16 protein-coding genes are annotated in these 20,487 nt (G+C 76.0%); 8 read left to right on the top strand and 8 right to left on the bottom strand.

The genetic code is table 11. The features are described from left to right. Positions 1-583 precede the first annotated feature (583 nt). Entirely contained in the window at positions 584-1,300 is a 717-nt protein-coding gene (locus ACFCX4_RS01450; protein ID WP_376137883.1) for an ABC transporter ATP-binding protein, read from the bottom strand. 295 nt (positions 1,301-1,595) lie between these two features. Between ACFCX4_RS01450 and ACFCX4_RS01445 the strand changes: the two genes are divergently transcribed. From ACFCX4_RS01445 to ACFCX4_RS01430, 4 genes are all read left to right on the top strand, one after another. Next, positions 1,596-4,916: an FtsX-like permease family protein gene (locus ACFCX4_RS01445; protein WP_376137881.1), complete on the top strand. Its 3,321-nt coding sequence runs from the start codon at positions 1,596-1,598 to the stop codon at positions 4,914-4,916. Further along, entirely contained in the window at positions 4,913-7,762 is a 2,850-nt protein-coding gene (locus tag ACFCX4_RS01440; RefSeq protein WP_376137879.1) for an FtsX-like permease family protein, read from the top strand. The genes ACFCX4_RS01445 and ACFCX4_RS01440 overlap by 4 nt, the downstream gene beginning before the upstream one ends. Before the next feature lie 64 nt (positions 7,763-7,826). Next, positions 7,827-8,816, top strand: a complete 990-nt coding sequence (locus ACFCX4_RS01435; protein WP_376137877.1) for an ABC transporter ATP-binding protein — start codon at positions 7,827-7,829, stop codon at positions 8,814-8,816. Positions 8,817-8,931: 115 nt separating this feature from the next. Beyond that, positions 8,932-9,507 (top strand): helix-turn-helix domain-containing protein, encoded by a 576-nt coding sequence (locus tag ACFCX4_RS01430; protein ID WP_376137875.1) that lies wholly within the window; start codon positions 8,932-8,934, stop codon positions 9,505-9,507. 35 nt (positions 9,508-9,542) lie between these two features. On the opposite strand, the gene ACFCX4_RS01425 is transcribed toward ACFCX4_RS01430, so the two are convergent. The 6 genes from ACFCX4_RS01425 to ACFCX4_RS01400 all read right to left on the bottom strand — a co-directional run bounded on the left by ACFCX4_RS01425 (position 9,543) and on the right by ACFCX4_RS01400 (position 15,017). Further along, positions 9,543-10,118, bottom strand: a complete 576-nt coding sequence (locus ACFCX4_RS01425; RefSeq protein ID WP_376137873.1) for a hypothetical protein — start codon at positions 10,116-10,118, stop codon at positions 9,543-9,545. 161 nt (positions 10,119-10,279) lie between these two features. Further along, positions 10,280-11,758 carry an insulinase family protein gene (locus tag ACFCX4_RS01420; RefSeq protein ID WP_376137871.1) on the bottom strand — a complete coding sequence of 493 codons (1,479 nt, stop codon included), beginning with the start codon at positions 11,756-11,758 and terminating at the stop codon, positions 10,280-10,282. 73 nt (positions 11,759-11,831) lie between these two features. Then, positions 11,832-12,743 (bottom strand): squalene/phytoene synthase family protein, encoded by a 912-nt coding sequence (locus tag ACFCX4_RS01415; protein WP_376137869.1) that lies wholly within the window; start codon positions 12,741-12,743, stop codon positions 11,832-11,834. Positions 12,744-12,898: 155 nt separating this feature from the next. Beyond that, positions 12,899-13,789: a dihydrodipicolinate synthase family protein gene (locus ACFCX4_RS01410; protein WP_376137867.1), complete on the bottom strand. Its 891-nt coding sequence runs from the start codon at positions 13,787-13,789 to the stop codon at positions 12,899-12,901. A 1-nt stretch (position 13,790) separates the two neighbouring features. Further along, the gene (locus tag ACFCX4_RS01405) at positions 13,791-14,603 is read right to left on the bottom strand and encodes an aldolase (RefSeq protein ID WP_376137865.1); all 813 of its coding nucleotides are present in this window, start codon (positions 14,601-14,603) and stop codon (positions 13,791-13,793) included. A 174-nt stretch (positions 14,604-14,777) separates the two neighbouring features. Further along, positions 14,778-15,017 (bottom strand): hypothetical protein, encoded by a 240-nt coding sequence (locus ACFCX4_RS01400; RefSeq protein ID WP_376137863.1) that lies wholly within the window; start codon positions 15,015-15,017, stop codon positions 14,778-14,780. A 512-nt stretch (positions 15,018-15,529) separates the two neighbouring features. Between ACFCX4_RS01400 and ACFCX4_RS01395 the strand changes: the two genes are divergently transcribed. Further along, positions 15,530-16,294 carry an AAA family ATPase gene (locus tag ACFCX4_RS01395; RefSeq protein WP_376137862.1) on the top strand — a complete coding sequence of 255 codons (765 nt, stop codon included), beginning with the start codon at positions 15,530-15,532 and terminating at the stop codon, positions 16,292-16,294. 156 nt (positions 16,295-16,450) lie between these two features. Further along, a complete protein-coding gene (locus ACFCX4_RS01390) occupies positions 16,451-17,206 on the top strand; it encodes a thioesterase II family protein (RefSeq protein ID WP_376137860.1) in 756 nt (251 codons plus the stop codon). A 145-nt stretch (positions 17,207-17,351) separates the two neighbouring features. On the opposite strand, the gene ACFCX4_RS01385 is transcribed toward ACFCX4_RS01390, so the two are convergent. Continuing rightward, positions 17,352-17,837: a MarR family winged helix-turn-helix transcriptional regulator gene (locus ACFCX4_RS01385; RefSeq protein WP_376137858.1), complete on the bottom strand. Its 486-nt coding sequence runs from the start codon at positions 17,835-17,837 to the stop codon at positions 17,352-17,354. A 91-nt stretch (positions 17,838-17,928) separates the two neighbouring features. On the opposite strand from ACFCX4_RS01385, the gene ACFCX4_RS01380 reads away from it, so the two are divergent. After that, complete coding sequence (locus ACFCX4_RS01380; RefSeq protein WP_376137856.1) at positions 17,929-18,303, top strand: DoxX family protein; 375 nt, start codon at positions 17,929-17,931, stop codon at positions 18,301-18,303. A gap of 266 nt (positions 18,304-18,569) precedes the next feature. After that, on the top strand, positions 18,570-20,393 hold the full coding sequence (locus tag ACFCX4_RS01375) for a S8 family serine peptidase (RefSeq protein WP_376137987.1): 1,824 nt from the start codon (positions 18,570-18,572) through the stop codon (positions 20,391-20,393). The last annotated feature ends 94 nt before the right edge of the window (positions 20,394-20,487 follow it).

Genomic DNA, 20,487 nt, shown 5'->3' with positions numbered 1-20,487 from the left:
GCCGGGGCACACGTGTGCCCCGACGGATGTTGCGGGTGTGGCCGGTCCCCCGTGGGCGCACGGGCCGGATCGGATCGATCACGGCCGGGCGCCACCGCGTCGCCGAGTCTAGATCGCCGTCCGCGCCGCCGAGAGGGTCCCGGATCCACATTGGCCGGTAAGTCGCTCCGCGCGGCGGCGTCGGCCGCGCCGTGCCGGGGCGCCGTGATGCCCGGTTCGTCCGCATGCGGATGCCCCGGCGGCGCCGGCGTGCGGGGCCCGTGCGACCGCGGGCGGCGGGGCGCGGCGGGAGCGCGGCCCGCCGCCGTGTTCATGAAGGGAGCAGCTCGATGCCCCCTGCCGCTGCCGACAGATCCTTCACCCGGCCTTCACCCCCGACGGCTCCGCGCGGGTTCGACGTGACCGGCTCTTTACGAAGCGGGAAATCGGAACGGGACCCGTCCGGATTCGGCCAGCCGGAACGGCCGCCGCGGGCCGGCCGCATGGCTGAGGATCCGTCAGATCCGTTGGGCGGTGCGCCTGCTGGCCCGCGGAGGGAAGGGCGGTGGCCCGCCGGGTGTCGGGCGGCCCCGGCCCGCCGGGGTCACCCGGCGAGCGCCTCCTCGACGACCCGGCCGTCGCGCAGCTCGACCACCCGGTCCGCGAGCTCCATCAGGTTCGGGTCGTGGGTGGCGACCAGCACGGTGACGCCCTCGCTGCGCACCACCGCGCGCAGCAGTTCCATGATGGAGCGGCCGGTCTCCGAGTCCAGCTGGCCGGTCGGCTCGTCCGCGATGATGAGGTCGGGCTCGTTGGCCAGCGCCCGGGCGATGGCGACCCGCTGCTGCTGGCCGCCGGACAGCTCGCCGGGCCGCTGGTTGGCGTGGTCGGCGAGCCCGACCAGCGCCAGCAGGGTGTGGGCGCGCTCCTCGCGCTGGGCGGCCGGCACCTTGCGCAGCCGCATCGGGACCCCGACGTTCTCGGCGGCGGTGAGCACCGGCAGCAGGCCGAAGGACTGGAAGACGAAGCCCAGCCGGTCCCGGCGCAGCGCGAGCCGCCCCTCCTCGTCCAGGCCGCCGAGGTCGGTGCCGTCCAGGGTGATGGTGCCGCCGGTCGGGCTGTCGAGACCGCCGACCAGGTTGAGCAGGGTGGTCTTGCCGGAGCCGGAACGGCCCTTGAGGGCGGTGAGTTCGCCCCTGCCTATGGTGAAGGAGACGCCGCGCAGGGCGTGCACGGTGCGCTCGCCTGTCCCGAAGCTGCGGTGGACCTCGTCGACGGCCACCATGGGAGCGGTCACGGTGCCGGCCGGTTGCTGCGTCATACGGCGTCCCCTAGGTGTTCCACATGAGGTGTTCATGGCTGCGCGAAGCCCGCCGGGCTGACGTCCCGTCGGGCACGGCGGGCAGCGGTTCGCAGCATTTGCTCATCACCTGCATGATTCGCGCAAGTCCCTTCCTTTCCTTGACCGGATCTGACAGCATCGTCCGCTATCCGGTGATCAAGCACCGGTGATCACTGCCGGCGCACCCAGGAGCGCCCGTCCGCGCAGTGGGAGGCGCCTGCCCGGTCCGGGCGGCGCGGCGCGGACATCACACGAGGACCGGGGGAGGATCGGGATGCTCGGCTTCGTCGTGCGCCGTCTGCGCGGGCGACTGCCCCTGGCCGCCGCCGCCCTGCTCACCGTACTGATCACGACGGCGGTGCTCACGGCGCTGGTCGCCTTCCAGCACACCGTCGGCGAGATCGGGCAGCGTCAGGCCCTCCAGGGCCGGGGGCACCCGAGGACCACCGTGGTGGTCAACTCCGAGCACGGGCTGGACCGGCGGGCCAAGGACGACGCGGCGGTCGGCGACTACGCCCGCACCCTCTTCGGCGACCTGCCGACGACGACCCTCGGCCTGACCCGCAGCCGTTCCTACGGCCTGCCGGCCGGCGCAGGCACTGCCCCGGCGGACAAGCAGCCGGGCAGCACCACTGCCCCGCGGTCCGGTGCGGCCAAGGAGAAGGAGGACGACCTCACCCTCCTCGCCGCCCTCGACCGCAAGTACGTCGGCCTGCTCGCCGGCAGCTGGCCCGCCGCCGCCTCCGCGGCGCCCGGCCCCGTCGAGGCGGCCGTCCCGCAGTCCGTGCTCTCCCGCCTCGGCCTCGCCGCCGACGCCCTGCCCACCGAGGTCCGGCTCGCCGACCGCTACGGCGGCGCCCCGCTCACCGTGCGGATCACCGGCGTCTACCGCGCCAACGACCCCGCCGACCTCTACTGGCGGATCGACCCGCTGCAGGGCCGCGAGGTCCTGACCGGCGGCTTCACCACCTACGGCCCGCTGATGGTCGACGAGGCAGCCTTCACCGCCGCCGGCATCCCGCAGAACGGCCGCACCTGGCTGCTGGAGGCCGACTTCGCCGGCGTCGGCGCCCCCGCCGTCGAGGCCCTGCGCGACCGGATCGCCCCGGCCGGCAACGAGATCGACCGGAACGCCGGGCTGGTCGTCCGCACCGAACTGCCCGAACTGCTGCGGGAACTGGACTCCGGCGCGATGGTCGCCCGCTCCACCCTGCTGATCGGCGCCCTGCAGCTGATCGTGCTCGCCGCCGCCGCCCTGCTGCTGGTCGTCCACCTCATCGCCGGCCGTCAGCAGGCCGAGAACGCCCTGCTCGCCGCCCGCGGCGCCTCCGGGCTGCGGCTCGGCGGCTTCAGCGCCACCGAGGCCCTCCTGCTCGCGGCACCCGCCGCCCTGCTCGCCCCGCTGCTCACCCCGCCGCTGCTGAGCGCCCTCGGCGGCTTCGGCCCGCTGCGCCACGTGCCGCTGGACACCTCGCTGCGCTGGACCCTGTGGCCCGTCGCCGTCGCATGCGCCCTCGGCTGCGTCCTGCTCGCCGCCGTCCCCGCCCTGCTGCGCGGCGCGGGCGCCGCCGTCCTGCGCCGGGCCGGCCGCCGCCAGGCCCTGGCCGCGGGCGCCGCCCGCTCCGGCGCCGACCTCGCCCTGCTCGCCCTGGCCGTCCTCGCCTACCAGCAACTCTCCCAGTACAGCGGCGGGCTGTCGCCCGACGCGAACGGCCGCCTCGGCCTCGACCCGATCCTGATCGCCACCCCCACCCTGGCCCTGGGCGCCGGAACCCTGCTCGCCCTGCGCCTCCTCCCGGTCGCCGCCCGCCTCGGCGCCCGGATCGCCGCCCGCGGCCGCGGCCTCGGCCCCGCCCTCGTCGGCTGGCAGCTCGCCCGCCGCCCCGGCCAGGCCGCCGGACCGGTGCTGCTCCTGGTGCTCGGCGTCTCCACCGGCGTCCTGGCACTCGGCCAGCACGACACCTGGAACACCTCCCAGCAGGACCAGGCCTCCTTCGCGACCGCCGGCGGCCTGCGCATCCACGGCGCCCACACCGACCCGCTCGGCCAGGGCAGCCGCTTCACCGCGCTGCCCGGCGGCGACCGGATCGTGCCGGTCAGCCGCCAGGAGCAGTCCCTGCCCGACAGCGCGGACGGCCACGGCCAGATCCTCGCCCTGAACGCCACCGCCTTCGCCGAGCGCGTCCCGGTCCGCGCCGACCTGCTCGACGGACAGGACCCGAAGGGCCTCTTCACCCCGCTCGCCGTCGGCGCCCCCGCCGGAGCGGCGGCCGGGATCCCGCTGCCCGGCGTGCCGCGCCGCATCGAGGCCGACGTCACCTTCACCCCGGACCCCCGCCGGCCCGAACCCGGCGAGGACCTCGCACCGGCGCCCAGGGCCCCGGAGGCCTGGCTGCTGGTGCGCGACCGCCACGACGTCTCCTTCGTCCTCCCGCTCAAGGGGATGCCCGCCACCGGCACCGGCCGCGCCGTCGCCGACCTCACCGCACTCACCGACGGCGGCCTCAGCACGGTCTCCGCACCGCTGACCGTCATCGGCCTCACCCTCTCCTACGGCGCCACCGACGGCGGCGAACTGACCGTCCGCGGGCTCGCCGCCGCCGACTCCCCGGCCGGACCCGCCGTGCCGGCCGCCGTCCCGGCCGGCCTGGCCTGGGCCAACACCGGCGACGGCGGCACCCGCGACACCCCGATCACCGTCGCCGCCGAGCCCTCCGACGAGCGCCGGCTCCTCAGCGCCCGCTTCAGGCCCGCCTCCAACAGCCTCGGCGACCGGCGCTCCGTCATCGTCCCGGCCGCCACCCGCCCGCCCGCCGAGATCCCCGGCGTCGCCACCCACGGCTACCTGGCCGCCACCGGCGCCACGGTCGGATCCACCGTCCGGGTCCCCTTCGGCCTCGCCACCGTGCAGGTGCGGATCACCGGCGCCGTCGAGTCGCTGCCCGTCGCCGGCGGCACCGCCCTGCTGGTCGACCTCGGCACCGCCGGCCGGGCCCTCGCCGCCGCCGGCCGCGAGACCCCGATCCCCACCGAGTGGTGGCTCCCCGCCACCGGCCCCGACGACCGCACCCCCGCCGAGGCCGCCGCCGCCCTGCGCGCGGCGCCCGGCACACCCGGACTCCAGCTCCGCGACGAGGTCGCCGCCGACCTGCTCGGCGACCCGCTCAGCGCCGCCCCGCAGAACGCGCTCGCCGGCATCGCCGTCGTCACCACCGTGCTCGCCGCCATCGGCTTCGGCGCCGCCTCGGCCGCCGCGGCCGGCGAACGGGCCCGCGACTCCGCGCTGCTGGTCGCCCTCGGCACCCCCCGGCGCAGGCTCGTCCGCACCGCGGCCGCCGAACAGGCCCTCCTGGTCGGCCTCGGCAGCCTGGTCGGCCTCGGCCTCGGCGCCCTGATCGTCCGGCTGATCGTGCCCCTCGTGGTGCTCACCCCGGCCGCCCGCCGTCCCGTCCCGGAGGCCCTCGTCGACCTGCCGCTCGGCACCGCCGTGCTGCTCGCCGCCGCGATCGCCGCCGTCCCCCTGATCTCGGCCCTGCTCGGCGGCCGCCGCCGGCGCGACGTGGCCCAGCGACTGCGGTACCTGGAGGAGATGTGACCAGCCCGGCCGCCACCGAGGCCGCCCGGCCCGCGGACGCCGGACCGCAGGCCGCCCACCGCCCGGCGGCCTGGGTGCGCACCCGGCTGCGCGCGGCCCCGCTCGCCGCGCTGCTCACCGCCGCCCTCGCGTTCGGCACCGTCTTCCTGGCGGCCGCCTTCCCGCGCCTCCTCGACCGGACCGCCGACCAGGGCCTGCGCGAGTTCCTCCGCGACCGGGGCCCGGCCGCGACCAGCATCCTCGCCAGCTCCGACCAGGGCGTCGACGCCCGCGGCCGGGCCGGCGACACCGGGGACCCGGGCGACGCCGTCGCCCGCCTCGACAAGGACGCCGAGCGGCTCGCCGCGCACGCCGGCATCCTCGGCGTCGGCCCCGGCGGCATCGTCCACGGCACCCGCAGCGGCAAGGCCCGCACCCTCACCGACCCCGGCCTCGCCCGGCCCGACGACGCCGACCCGACGATGGCCCTGCTCTACGTGCAGGGCCTGCGCGACCACGTGACCCTCGCCGAGGGCCGCTGGCCGGGCACCCCCGCCCCGGGCGGGCCCGTCCCCGTCGCGCTCGGCCGCGCCGCCGCCGAGACCATGGGCATCCGCCTCGGCGCCGTCCTGCACACCGGCTCGATCGCGGTCGACGAGGACGCCCCCCGGGTCGAGGTGGTCGGCATCCTCGACGTCACCGACCAGAACGACCCCTTCTGGACCGAGCTGCCCTGCCCCAACCGGGCCTGCCTCAACTTCACCAGCGGCAAACTGCCCGCCGCCTACTGGCACACCGCCGGACTCGTCGACGGCTCCGCCCTCGACCGGGTGCGGGCCTGGCAGCCCGGCGCACAGGACTTCTGGCGGCTGCCCGTCGACGTCGACGGCCTGCGCGCCGACCGGCTCCACGAGATCGACGCCGAACTCAACTCCTACCTCACCGGACCCACCGCCAACGAGCTGGCCAACACCACCGCGCGCGCCGGCCTGCGGATCACCTCCCCGCTGCCCTCGCTGCTGACCCAGGCCACCGACCGGCAGCGGGCCGCCGCGCCGCTGGCCGGGATCGGCCCGGCCGGCCTCGCCGGCGTCGGCATGGTCGTGCTCTGCCTCGCCGCCGCCCTCACCGGCGACCGGCGCCTCGCCGAACTGCGGCTGCTCCAGGCCCGCGGCGGCTCCCGCGCCGGCGTCGTGCGGCGGCTGCTCGGCGAGAACGCCGTGACCGTCCTGCCCGCCGCCGTCGCCGCCACCGCGCTCGCCCTCCTGCTGCTGCCCACACCCCGCTGGGGCGCCGCCCTCCTGGCCGCCTCCGCCGTCGCCGTGTTCAGCCTGCTCGCCCTCCCGCTGCGCGCCGCGCTGCTCTGGTCCCGGCCCCGGCCAGGCGCCGCCCGGCGCCGCCTGGTCGCCGAACTCGCCGTCCTGGCCCTGACCGTCGCCGCCGTCGCGGTGGTCCGCCGGCGCGGCGTCGCCACCACCGGGGCCGACGCCGACCCGCTGCTGATCGTCGCGCCGCTGCTGCTCGCCCTCACCGGGGGCCTGCTGCTCGCCCGGCTCCAGCCGCTGCTGGTCGGCGCGCTCGGCCGGGTCGCCGCCGGACGCCCCGGCGCCGTCGGCTTCCTCGGCCTGGCCCGCGCGGCCCGCGGCACCGGCGACCGGCGCCCCTCCGTACTGCCGCTGCTCGCCCTGCTGCTCGCCGTCACCACCGCGGGCTTCGGCGCCACCGTGCTGAACGCCGTCGACTCCTCGCGCGCCCACGCCGCCCGGATCGGCATCGGCGGCGACGCCTCCGTGGTCGTCCCGATCGGCGTCACCGTCCCGCCCGCCTTCGCCGAGGCCGCGGCCGCCCTGCCCGGGATCCGGGCCTCCGCGCCGCTCTGGGCCGACACCGAGGTGTTCGTGCTCGGCGACAGCGGCGCCGTCCGCGTCTTCGCCGTGGTGGCCGACCCGGCCGCCTACGCCGAGATCTCCCGCTCCCTCGGCCTCGGCGCCTTCGACCCGGCCGCGCTGTCCGGCGGCACCGGCGGCCCGGACGCGCCGGTCCCCGCCCTCGTCTCCACCGCGCTCGCCCAGCGGCTCGGCCCGACGGCCACCCACCGCCTCCGGCTGCCGAACGGCGGCGAACTGCTCACCAGGACCGCCGCCACCGTCGACGGCACCCCCGCCCTCCAGGGCGAGGGCCGGCTGTTCGTCGTCCTGCCGGCCGGCCCGGCCGTCGCCGTCGCCCCCGAACTCGGCCGGGCCAACCTCTGGCTGGCCACCGGCTCCGTCGACGAGGGCGAGCTGCGGAAGCTGGTGCGCGAACGGATCGCCACCGGCGCGCAGCGCACCGCCCGGGTCGACGGCGGCGGCGGCGCGGGTCAGGAGGAGCTGCCGGCCGGCTACAGCGTGCGGACCAGCGCCGGCGTCACCGCCGAACTCGGCGACGACCCGCTCCAGACCTCGGCGGCCCGGCTGTTCTGGACCGCCGTCGTCGGCGCGGGCGCCCTCGCCCTGATCGCCGTCCTGCTCACCCTGGTCCGCGCAGCCCCCGAACGCACCGCCCTGCTCGCCCGGCTGCGCACCATGGGCCTGCGCCCCCGCCAGGGACTCGCCCTCATCCTGGTCGAGACCCTGCCGCAGACCCTGGTCGCGGCGATCGGCGGCGGCCTCACCGCGCTGGGCGCCGTCGCCCTGCTCGGCCCGGCCTTCGACCTGTCCGTGCTGGTCGGCGTGGAGATCCCGCGCGGCCTGCCGGTCGACGTCCCGCCCGTCCTGCTGCAGACGGCCGGTCTCGCCGCGCTCGTCTCGGCGGGCGTCGTCGCCGAGGCGCTGGTCGCCGGACGGCGCCAGATCGCCACCGAACTGCGCGCGGGGGACCAGCGATGACGGCCCCGCCCCGGCCCGGCCCCGACGCGACCACCCCCACCACGCCGACGAGAGGAGCACCGCGGTGAACGCCGGCGCCCAGGACCAGAGGACCGCCCCGGTCCCCACCTTCCAGGAACTCCAGGAGCGGGCGCGCGCCGCCGCGGCCGGCCCCCGGGCCCACGGCGCGGACGCCGCGATCGTCTGCGACCGGCTGGTGCGCATCTTCAGCGCCCAGGGCGTCGAGGTGCAGGCCCTCCAGGGGCTCGAACTCACCATCCGGCAGGGCGACCTGGTCGCGCTCGTCGGTGCGTCCGGCAGCGGCAAGTCCACCCTGCTGACCATCCTCGCCGGGCTCGACGTGCCCACCGCCGGCACCGCCACCGTCGCCGGCTGCGACCTGCTCGAAATGTCCCCCCGCGAGCGGCTGCGCTACCGCCGCGAGGTGGTCGGCTTCATCTGGCAGCAGACCGCCCGCAACCTGCTGCCCTTCCTCACCGCCGCCGAGAACATCGCCCTGCCGATGCAGCTGCGCGGCGGCCGCTCGCGCGGTGCGTCGCGGCAGCAGGCCGCCCGGGTCGCCGAACTGCTGGAGGCCCTGCAGATCGGCGAGCTCGCCGGCCGGCGCCCCGCCGAGATGTCCGGCGGCCAGCAGCAGCGCGTCGCGATCGCCGTCGCCATGGCCAACAACCCGCCGGTGCTGCTCGCCGACGAGCCCACCGGCGAGCTCGACTCGGAGACCGGCGCGAGCATCTTCGAGGCCTTCCGCACCGTCAACCGCGACCTCGGCGCCACCGTCGTCATCGTCACCCACGACCCGATGGTGGCCGGCGAGGTCCGCCGCACCGTCGCCATCCGGGACGGCCGCACCAGCAGCGAGGTGCTCCGCCGCACCCTCACCGACGAGCACGGCGAGGAGTCGGTCAACGAGACCGAGTACGTCATGCTCGACCGCACCGGCCGCGTCCAGCTCCCCGCCAAGTTCCTGGAGGCGCTCGGCATGGAGCACCGGGTCGCCGTCGAACTCGGCGCCGACCACATCGCGGTGCGCCCCGACGACCTGGAGGGCCACTGACACCCCGGTGTTCCCGGGGCAAGACAACCCGCCCGGGGCGGGACACCGGGGCGGGCTGGGATACTGGGGCGGAACGTCCCGCTACAGGTGCGGGGACAGGCGTGAGGGGCGGCGGATGAGCAGCCGGGTGAGGGTGCTGAGGAAGCAGAACCGGCTCAGCCTGGAGGCACTGGCCGCGCAGGTCGGCGTCACCAAGAGCTATCTGTCCAAGGTGGAGCGGGGCCTCAGCGACCCGTCGATCTCCACCGCGCTGAAACTCGCGCACGCCCTGAACGTGGACGTCGGCCGGCTCTTCTCGGACGAGGTCGAGCCCGAACTGGTCACCGTGGTCCGGGCCGGCGAGCGGACCCCGATGGCCGCCGGGAGCGGTGACGGCGGCCCGCGCTACGAGGGCATCGCCACCGGGCTGACCGGCAAGCAGATGGTGCCGTTCATGATGCACCCGCCCACCGGGTCCGGCGACGCGCCGTTCAAGTCCCACGCGGGCGAGGAGTTCCTCTTCGTCCACGAGGGCACCGCCGAGCTGGAGTTCCCGGAGCGGACGGTCGCCCTCGGCCCGGGGGACAGCGTCTACTTCAACGCGGCCCTGCCGCACCGCTGCCGCTCGACCGGCGCCGGGCCGGCCGCGATCCTCGTGGTGATCCACGACGATCCGGCCGGACCGGCGGACCGGGTCCCGGCGCTGCCCTGACCCCGGCCCGGCCCGCGGCCCGGAGGGCGCCCGGTTCAGCGCCCCTTGGCCTCGAAACGGACGAAGTCCCGCCCGGCCGGGCCCGCCTGGAGGCCGAGCGACTGGCCGATCACCACGGGCGGCCCGCCGACCAGCCCGCACAGGCGGCCCATCAGCTCCTCCGAGGAGGTGCGGCTGCCGTCCGGGGCCGGGTCGTTGCGCAGCGCGGCGAGCGCGGCCGGGTCGGCGAGACCGGCCCTGGCCCCCAGCTTCGCGCAGGCTGCGTCCCAGTCGGCCCGGTGGGCGGCGTACTCGGCCGGATCGGCCGGCGGGGTCCAGTCCCGGGCCCAGCCCAGGTTGTCGAACCCGCCGCCGGGGAAGCACGCGGTGACGCACAGGCCCCACTCGGCGTCCTCCAGCAGCCACACCGCGGTCTTCGTCCCGACGGCGAGCGACCAGGCCGGGTCCATGATCCGGCCGCGGCTGATCCGGCCGAAGCGGGGCTTCGGCGGGTCGAACAGCAGGCCGGTGCCGGTCGGCCCGGCGTAGAGGTAGCCGCCCCGCTTGCCGCGGGCGAGTGCGGGGAGCACCTGCTCGGCGGGGGCGGAGGTGATGGCGGCGTAGGTGGGCATGCGCGGTGTTCCTTCGGGGCGGGGCTGACGGTCCGACCGGTCGGCGCGACGGGCCGACGGGCCGGGGCCGAACGGTCGGCAGGGCCGGGGGTGAACCTCCGACGGGGCGAACCTCCGACGGGCGGGGCTCCGGGCGGGCGGCGGCCGGAGCCCCGCCCGGCTCAGTCGGCGGAGCGCAGGGCGGAGGCGTGGTAGATCAGGTGCGCCGGAACGGCGGCGTCGATCGCCCGGACCGCCGGTCCGAGGTCCGCGAACAGGTCGGGCACCACCGGGACGAAGCAGGTGCTGCGCCCGAAGACGATCCGGCCCGGACCGCGCACCTCGACCGCCACGACCTCGTCGAACGGCACGTGGTGGATCTCCCCGTCGGGCTCCTGCGCCCACACCCCGGCGTCGTCGACCACCAGCCGGGTCCGGCGGGCGGCGGAGTACCGCAGCCGGTCGGCCAGCGAGGGCCGGAACACCCGGCCGCCGTCGGGCAGTCCGGTGCGGACGCTGCAGCGGTGCCGCGGCACGGGCGTGCCGTCGGGCAGGTGCGGTGCGATCCCGCAGTCCTCGGGCACCACCAGCAGGGCGGTCTCCAGCGCCTCGGCGAAGGCCGCGCGGGCCTGCTCGGGCGTGACGGCGGCGATGGCCGCCAGACGGGCGTCCACGTCCCGGTACGGCTCGTCGAAGAGCAGCCGGGCGGCGGCCGCGCAGAGTTCGAGCACGGTGCCGCGCGGGTCGGTCCACGCCTCGCGCAGGCCCTCGCGCTCCTCCGCGAGCTCCTCCTCGGTGACCCCGTCGCGGGCCAGCCGCAGGGCCTCCTGCCAGAGCAGTTCGCCGACCTTCTGCCCCTGGCCCTCGCGGGCGTCGAGGTACACGGTCCGCTCGCCCCGGCCGTTCCCGGCGTCGGCGACGTCGCTGCCGACGTCGTAGGAGAGCCCCTGCTGGTGGCGCGCGCTGTCGCGCAGGCGCTGCGCGAACACGTCGACGGCCAGGTTCAGCGCGTCGTTGGCCAGGCCGGTGTTCAGGGCGAGGCCGGGGCCGGGCACGTCCTCCGGGCGCCAGGACGGCCCGGTCGTCTGGGCGGGCACGCTCAGCTCGTGCCGGGGCCGCTCGCCGGCGGGCAGCGGCAGGCGCAGCCCGGCGGGCGGCGGGCCGGTGAGCACGAGGACGGCGTTGCCCGCGTGGAAGTACCGGGCGCGCGCCTCCTCGACGGCCTCGACCGGGATCCGGTCGGCGCCCGGGCCCCGGTAGGAGGCCAGCCCCAGACCCTTGACGCCGTAGCGGTGGGAGAGCAGTTCACCGGTCTGCGGGGAGGCGACCCGGCCGTCCTCCGCCTCCAGGACGCCGGCCTCCCGGTCGATCCGGTCCAGCGGGAGGGCGCCGAGCGCGGCGCAGACCCGGGCCAGGAAGTCGACGACCTGTTCGGGCTGCCCGGAGCAGGTGAACTCGGTGACCTCAAGGTCCACGGAGGCGTTGTGGTCGTGGTGCAGCCGGGGCAGCGTGCTCATCGCGAGGTGCTCGATCAGGTGGGTCACCCCGAGCGTGCGCAGCGTCTCGTCGCGGGCCCCGCAGCCGAAGACCAGGGCGGCCTCCAGCGGGCCGGGCGCGGACGTCCAGAGAACAGGTATACCGTCGATGACCTCGTGATTCACGCGGCGATCATACGGGTGTCCGGATTCCGCGGGCCATTCGATTCCCGCCCCCGCCGGCGGGCCGCCCGTGCCGTCAGCCGCGGGAGCGCCGGGCCTGGAGGTACTCGCGGGCGAGCAGGCGCAGTGCGGCGGGCCTGGACGGGCTCGCCGGGCGGTGCAGGAGGGCACCGAGGTCGGCGCGCGCGGCGGCGCTGGTGAGCGCCTCCACCCCGACGACGCAGCGCACCAGCGGCCGGTGCTCGGGCGGGGTCAGGTCCACGACGGTCCGTCCCTCGGCCAGCGTGCGGTCCGCCTCGTCCAGCAGCGCGCCGAGCAGTGCCCGGACGGCCGGTCCGTCTTGGGCCCGCTCCAGCCCGGCGCGGGTGACGCCGTGCCGGGCCAGCCACTGCTCCGGGATCGTGAGCCGGCCCGCCGCGAGGTCCTCGGCCAGGTCGTTGACGAAGTCGAGCCGCTGACTGGCGTCGACGAAGGTCCGGCAGGCGGTGCGGAAGGCGCGCTGGTCGCCGGGCGGCCCGAGCAGCCCCGCGACCACCATGAACCCCGGCAGCGAGTAGCCGTCCACGTAGCGCTGGTAGTCCGCCTCGGTCCCGAACCCGGCGAAGTCGAGGTCCGCGTCGGCGGCGGCCAGGTACTCCAGCACCCGCTCGCGCAGCACGGGGTGGGCGTTCGCGCTGTGCAGCAGGGGCCGCAGGTCCGGGTCCTCGGCGCGGCCGGCGGCGAGGCTTCCGGTGACCTCCTCCCGCCACCGCTCGGCGGCCTTCCGGCGCCCCTCGGCGGGGCCGCTGTCGAGCAGGGTGTCGGTGCGGTGCATGAACGCGGTGGCGGCGATCACGTGCGGGACCGTCCGTTCCGGCAGCAGCAGCCCGGCCGCCGCCGCGATCTCCCGGCGGTACCGGACCACCAGGTCTCGCTGCCGCCCGTACGCGGCCCGCAGCCCGGCCTCCCGCACCCCCGCGGCGTCCAGCGCCCGCTCCCACCTGCCCACCCGGTCCCACCGTCCCTCTCCTCGGAGGGTCCGAGCCTAGGACCATCCTGGACGGCCCCGCGCCCGCCGGTGGCCGGGACGGCCCGTGTGCGGCGGTGGCGGGGGCCACCGCCGCACACGGCGGGTCGGGTCGGGCCGGCGCGGGCCGGGGCGGGTCAGGCGGCGGTGGCGAGGAGGGCGGCGAGGCGGGCGGTCCCGGGCTCGTCGAGGGGGAGGAGCGGGTGGCGCGGGGTGCCGACGTCGAGGCCGAGCAGGCCCAGGCCTGCCTTGACGGTGGTCGGCAGGCCGCCGCGGAGGATGAACTCCAGGACGGGGAGCTGGCGGTAGAAGACCTCCCGGGCGGCGTCGAGGTCGCCCGCGCGGACGGCGCGGTGGAGGGCGAGCACCGGACCGGGGATCAGGCAGGGCGCGGCGGTGCACCAGCCGGCCGCGCCGGCGGCGAAGGCCTCCAGGGCGAGCGGGTTGCTGCCGTTGAAGAACGGCAGGGCGCCGTCGGTGAGCTGGGCGAGCCGGTGCATCCGCTGCACGTCGCCGCTGCTCTCCTTCACCATGGTGATGTTCTCCACCCGGTCGACGAGCGAGACCATCAGCTCGGGGGAGAGGTCGATCCCGCTGGTGGCCGGGTTGTTGTAGATCATCACCGGGACGGTGACCGCGTCGGCGACGGCGGTGAAGTGCCGGACGACCTCGCGTTCGTCGAGCTTCCAGTACGACTGCGGCAGCACCATCACCACGTCCGCGCCCGCCTGTTCGGCGAAGCGGGCGCGCCGGACGGCGTTGCGGGTGGTGAGGTCGGCGACGCCGACCACCGCGGGCACCCGGCCGGCGACCGCGGCGAGCGAGGCCTCGGCGGTGGTGTACCACTCCTGGTCGTCCAGGTAGGCGCTCTCGCCGGTGGATCCGAGCGGGGCGACGGCGTGGCAGCCGGCCTCGATCAGGCGGTCGATCAGGACGGTGAGCGCGCCGGTGTCGACGCCGCCCGTCTCGCCGGGGACGAACGGGGTCACCGGGTAGGCGATGATTCCTTCGAGCACGGGTCCGGCCATGTCAGGCACCGCCTTCGGTGAGGGTCTTGGAGGTGAGCGCGTCGCCGTGGCCGGCCCGGAGGGCGCGGCGGGCGTAGTAGCCGAAGTTGGCCTGGCTGCGCTTGGGGGTGGAGGTCCAGTCGTGGGCCTCGCGGGCGAGCGCCGGGGGTATCTCCCGGATCCGGCCCGCGGCGGAGGCGAGCAGCTGGAGCCGGGCGGCCCGCTCGAACAGCACGGCGAGGGTGCAGGACTCCTCGATGCCGGCGGTGGCCACCAGCATGCCGTGGTGCGCGAGGAGCAGTGCGCGCTTGTCGCCGAGTGCGGCCGAGATCAGCTCGCCCTCCTCGTTGCCGACCGGGATGCCGGGCCAGTTCTCCAGGAACGCGCAGTCCTCGTAGAGCGGGGTGAGGTCCATGTGGGAGACGACCAGGGGCGTTTCGAGCATCGACAGGGCCGAGATGTGCGCGGGGTGGGTGTGGATGATGCAGCCGACATCGGGGCGGGCGCGGTAGACCCAGCTGTGGAAGCGGTTGGCGGGGTTCGCCATGCCGTCGCCCTCCAGGACCTCCAAGTCCTCGTCGACGAGCAGCAGGTTGTCCTCGGTGATCTCGTCGAAGCCCAGCCCGAGCCGCTGGGTGTAGTAGGTGCCGGGCCGTTCGGCGCGGGCGGTGATCTGCCCGGCCAGGCCGGAGTCGTGGCCGGCGTCGAAGAGGATCCGGCAGGTCAGGGCGAGCTTCTGGCGGGTGGTCCAGCCGTTGTCGGGGATGGCGGTGTGCATCCTGCGCTGTGCGAGGTCGACCAGGTCCGCCTTGGCGGTGGTCATGGTCTCGGCCATGGCCGGGTGGCTCCTTCGTTCGGGGAAGGGGGCGTGTGCGTCGCGACTGGGCGCTAGACACGTTGTTCACCATAGGACACATCGTGTCCTCTTGTCGACGGTGAAGCCCCTGGCCGGGAGCGGGGCCGGGGGGCCGGGCCGCCGGGCGGGCCGGCCGGATCGGGCGACGGTACGTCAGTTCCCGTCGTCCATGGGCCGGATCAGCCCCGAGCGCTCGGCCTCGGCGCGCAGGCGGTCCTCGGGGGTGCCGTGTTCCCTGCGGCCGGCCCGGCCGGTGTGGCCGGTGCGTTCCCTGCGGCCGGTGCCGTCCGCGCGGTCTCCCCGCGCCGGGTCCGTCCAGCGGGCGAAGACGGCCACGAGGCCCGCCGCCGCGGTCAGGACGGCCAGGGCGGTGAGGACGCGGAGCCAGGTCACGGAAGGTGCCTCCAGGGGGACGGCGCGGGAGTGCCGCCGGGAGTATCGGCAGACCGGCCCGCCGGGTCGAGTGCCCACGGGCGGTTCCGGCGGACGACCGCCGCGCGCGAGGCCGTGCGCGCGGGCGGTCGGAGCGCGACGGCGCGCGCCGTGCCGGGCCGCACGCCCCGGCCGTCGCCGTGGGTGCCGGACCCTTAGGGCATGCCACCTCCAGCCGTTGTCAAGGGAATTGACGGTTCATCACGAGCGCTGACCACCCTAGGCGCTGCACCGGGCGAATCCCGCGGACCGACCCGTTCGGGTGAGGGGCCGCCCTGCGGTGACCTCGGACGGGACCCATGAGGAGCGGCCGCGGGACGGCCTCCGGCGGCCCCCGGCGGCCCGAACCACCGGGGGATACCGGGGGATACCGGGGGATCGGGGGGAGTCGGGCCGGTCGGGAACCGCGTGCGGGTCGTTTCGCGTGGATTGTTATCGTTTCCGGTCGGGCACGCACGGGATGAGAGAAGAGCATGGACAGGTCGGCGATCACGGGCGGTCCGAGGGCGGTCCCGCCGGGTGCGGGCCGGACGGCGGGGGCGGGGACGGCACCGCGGGGCGAGGAACCGCCGGAGCCGCCGGAGCCGGCGGGCGGACCGGCGGGCGCGGCGGTCCTGGAGCCGCGCGGCCCCGTGGACCTGCGCGGCGAGGGCGGCGCACCGTTCGCCGTGCGCTACCCGGCCGACGCGGTCGTCGTGGTCTCCGGGCTGCCCGGAAGCGGCAAGAGCACCCTGCTGCACCGCTGGTCCGCCCGGGCCCCGCAGGCCGGCACCGTCGACCCCAGGGCCATGCACGAGGCGTGCGCCGCCGTCATGCCGGACCGGCTGCCGTACGCCGTCTACCGCCCGTGGGCGCGGCTGGAGCATTTCCGTCTGCTGCGCCGCTCGGTGCGCCGGGGCGGGCCGCTGCTGGTGCACGACTGCGGCAGCCGGGCGTGGATGCGGCGCTGGCTCGCCCGGGAGGCCGCCCGGCAGGGGCGGGAGCTGCACCTGGTCCTGCTCGACGTGGGCGCCGCCGCCGCGCTGGCGGGCCAGCGGGCCCGCGGGCGCTCGGCGTCGCGTCGCGCCTTCGCCCGGCACCGGCGGGGGCTCGACCGGCTGCTCGCCGCGCTCTCCGGGCACGTGCGCGGGGCCACCGCCTCGCCCGTGCCGGAGGCGGTGTCGGTCCTGCTGCTGGACGCGAGCTCCCGGTCGCGGGCGGCCGAGGCCCTGTTCGGCCGGAGCACGTCGGACGGCTGATGGCCGACGGCCGACCGCCGGTGGCCGACGGGCGACCCGATGGGGCGGTCGGGGCGCCGGTGATGCCGGGGACGGTTGACGCGGGTGCGGGTCGGCCGGGGAGACTGTGTGCAGAGATCATCCTGCCGATCCGTCAGCCGCGAGGGAGACCCCCGTATGTCCGGCCGCCCCACCGTCACCGACAGTCTCTGGTACCGCCGATTCCATCCCGTCGACACCGCGTCCGCGCGGGTCGTGATGTTCACCCACGCGGGAGGGTCCGCCGGCTACTTCCGGGACTGGTCGGCCGCGCTCTCCCCGTACGCGGACGTGCTCGCCGTCCAGTACCCGGGCCGGCTCGACCGGCTGGACGAACCGGCCTTCGACTCGCTGACCGCGCTCGCCGAGCGGGCCTACGCGGCGCTGCGGCCGTGGGCCGACCGGCCGCTCGTGCTGTTCGGGCACAGCATGGGCGCGGTGGTGGCCTTCGAGGTGGCGCGCCGCTTCGAGCGCGACGGCGTGACCGGTCCGGTCCGGCTCTGCGTCTCGGGCTGCCGCGCGCCGTCCGAGCCCCGCGAGTCCTCGGTGCACCTGCTGCCCGACGACGCGCTGCTCGCCGAGGTGGCCCGGCTCGGCGGCACCGACGAGCGGGTGCTGGCCGACCCGGAGCTGCGGGACCTGATCCTGCCGTCGCTGCGCGGTGACTACACGGCCGTGGAGACGTACCTCGCCAAGCCGGAGGAGATCGTCACGGTGCCGGTGACCGCCATGACCGGCGACGCCGACCCGCGGGTGACGGTCGAGCAGATGGGTGACTGGGCGGCGCACACCACCGACGCCTTCGACCTGCACGTCTTCCCCGGCGGCCACTTCTACCTGGCGCAGGAGCGCCGGGCCGTCCTGGACGTCCTGATCTCCCACCTGCGCGGCTGAGCGGACGGCTCCGCGTCCTCCGTGTCCTCCGCTCCGCCGGCTCTGCCCCCGCCCCCGGCCCCGGTCCCCGCCGCCCTGCGCGACGCGGGCCGGGGCCGGACGCGTTGCGCGGGCCGGGCCTCCGGGGGCGGAGCGGGGCCGGGAGTCAGCAGCTGGGCGGCCAGGTCAGGCCGGGGTCCATGGCCTGGAGGATCCGGAGGGAGATCCGGCGCAGCTGTTCGAGCTGCTCCTCGTCCAGCGGGTCCACGACCAGCGACCGCACCTGCTCCACGTGCCCGGGGGCACTGTCCACCAGCTTGCGGTAGCCGTCCTCGGTGAGCACGGCGTTGGTGGCCCGGCCGTCCCCCGGGCAGCGTTCGCGGCGGACGTAGCCCTGTCCTTCGAGCCGCTTGACCACGTGGGACAGCCGGGAGAGCGAGCCGTTCGCGAGGACGGCGAGATCGCTCATGCGCAGGGTGCGGTCGGGTGCGTCGGAGAGGCCGGCCAGGACGAGGTACTCGAACTGGTTGAGGTCGGAGTCGGCCCGCAGTTGGGCGTCCAAGGCGGCGGGCAGCTTGATGATCATCGCGCTGAACGCCTTCCAGGCCTCCAGTTCGGATGCACTGAGCCAGCGCGGTTCGTCCTTGTCCATGGCGACCACTCTAGATCCCGGACGATTCGCTTGACGCTTCAATTAAGCAGGCGTACTTTACTTGAAGCTTCAATCCAATCATCGGAGTGACATGAACGTCTTCCTGTGGGTCCTCGCCGGGATCCTCGCCGCCCTCTTCCTCGCCGCCGGCGCGCCCAAGCTGCTCCAGTCCAAGGAGAAGGTCGTCCAGGCCACGGGGACGTGGGCGGTGAACTACCCGCCCGCCGCGATCAAGGCGATCGGCCTGCTGGAGATCCTGGGCGCCATCGGGCTGGTCCTGCCGGCCGCCGTCGGCATCGCCGCCGGTCTGGTGCCGGTCGCGGCCACCGGGCTCGCCGTCGTCATGGCCGGTGCTGCCGTCGTGCACGGCCGGCGCGGCGAGGGGCGGAGCGTCGCGGTCAACGTGCTGCTGCTGGCCCTCGTGGCGGTCGTGGCCTGGGGGCGCTTCGGGCCGTACGCGTTCTGACGCCGCCGGCGGGGCGTCGGGGTGGCGGGGGCGAAGGGGGTGTTGGCGGGGGTGTCCGGGGGGTGGCTGCGGGTCCTGATCGGAAAAGGTCGAAAACGGTCGATGACAGTCGATCTCGATCGAGAGAAGTCCAGTGTTGACACGTTTGTGACAACGGGTCACGCGTAAAGCCTTCCCCAACCGCTCGCCGTTCTGGCATGTTGCGTTCAACCCCGTGCGATCCCCCTCCTTGAGCACGGGCTGATCGGAGGACGCACGTGTCACCCCTGATATCCCGGCGGGCCGGCCGCCCCGCCGCCGCCCTCGCCCTCCTCGCCGCCGCGGCCCTGGCCGCCCCCGCCGCTCTGGCCACCGCCGCGACCGCGGCCGTCGCGGCCCCCGCGGACACCCCCGTCGTCGCCGCCCCGCCCGCCCGGCCGGCGGCCGCCGCCCCGCAGACCGCCGCCGGCTGGGCCGCGGGGACCCGTGCCTACCTGGTGATCAGCGCCCCTGCCGACGTCGCCGCCGCCAAGTCCGCGGTCACCGCCAACGGCGGTACCGTCTTCGCGAGTTACGACGCGATCGGCGTCGTCGTCGCCCACTCCGCCTCGGCTGCCTTCGCCGCCGCGCTGCGCACCGCGCCCGGCGTCCAGCAGGTCGGCGCGACCCGGACCTCCGACGTCCCGGCCGACGCCTACAGCCCGGCCCTGCCGGCCAACCCCGCCCAGTCGGCCACCACCCTCACCGAGACCACCCGCTGGGACATGACCCAGATCAAGGCCGACCAGGCCTGGGCCGTCTCCACCGGCTCGCCCACCGTCAAGGTCGGCGTGCTGGACACCGGCGTCGACGACCAGCACCAGGACCTCGCGCCCAACTTCGACGCCGCCGACTCGGTCTCCTGCGCCTACGGCAGGCCCGACACCCGGGCCGGCGCCTGGCGCGACGTCGACACCCACGGCACCCACGTGGCCGGCACCATCGCCGCCGCCAGGAACGGCAAGGGCGTCGTCGGCGTCGCCCCCGGCGTGAAGATCGCCTCCGTCCGGATCGCCGAGCCGAGCACCACGCTGTTCTTCGCCGAGAACACCGTCTGCGGCTTCGTCTGGGCCGGCGACCACGGCTTCAGGGTCACCAACAACAGCTACTACACCGACCCGTGGCAGTTCAACTGCCCGGACAACGCGGACCAGGCGGCCATCATCGAGGGCGTCCGCCGCGCCCAGGAGTACGCCGAGGGCAAGGGCTCGCTGCAGGTCGCGGCGGCCGGCAACGCCAACTACGACCTCGCCAACAAGACCACCGACAGCGACAGCCCCAACGACTCGACCAAGGTCACCCGGACCATCACCAACGCCTGCCTCGACATCCCGACCGAACTGCCCGGTGTGGTGACCGTCTCGGCGATGGCGAGCGGAACCGGCAAGGCCTCCTACTCCAACTTCGGCCGGGCCGTCATCGACGTCGCCGCCCCCGGCGGGGACGGCGCCACCGGTGTCTACTCCACCCTGCCCGGCGGCAAGTACGGCTCCAAGAGCGGCACCTCGATGGCCTCCCCGCACGTGGCAGGCGTCGCCGCGCTGATCGCCGGCGCCAACCCGGCGCTCACCCCGGCCGACATCCGCGCCCGGCTCGCCGCCCAGGCCAACGACGTGGCCTGCCCGGCCTCCGACGGCCGCTGCACCGGCACCACCGCCGTCAACTCCTTCTTCGGCGAGGGTCAGGTCGACGCGCTCAAGGCCGTCGGCGGCGGCACCCCGCCGGCCGGCAGGTACTTCGAGAACACGGCCGACGTGGCGATCACCGACAACGCGACGGTGGACAGCCCGATCGCCGTCACCGGCGTCGGCGGCAACGCCCCGGCGGCCCTCAAGGTCGGGGTCGACATCAAGCACACCTACCGGGGCGACCTGGTCCTCTCCCTCGTCGCGCCGAACGGAACGGTCTTCCCGCTGGAGGACTTCGTCGACAGCGACAGTGCCGACAACGTCGCCAAGACCTACACGGTGAACGCCTCCGCGAGCCCCGCCGACGGCACGTGGAGGCTGCGCGTCAGGGACGGTGCCTCCGGTGACACGGGCAGGATCGACGCCTGGAACCTCACCTTCTGAACCCTCTCCTTCCGAACACCCTCGGCCCCCGGACGTTCCGGCGGGGGCCACGACGCGGACCGGCCGGCGCGACTCCCCGTGAGCCGCGCCGGCC

Origin of the sequence: Kitasatospora sp. NPDC056327 (genome assembly GCF_042261735.1) — a bacterium.
Classification (GTDB): Bacteria; Actinomycetota; Actinomycetes; order Streptomycetales; family Streptomycetaceae; genus Kitasatospora.
This window is presented reverse-complemented; position numbering and strand designations above follow the sequence as displayed.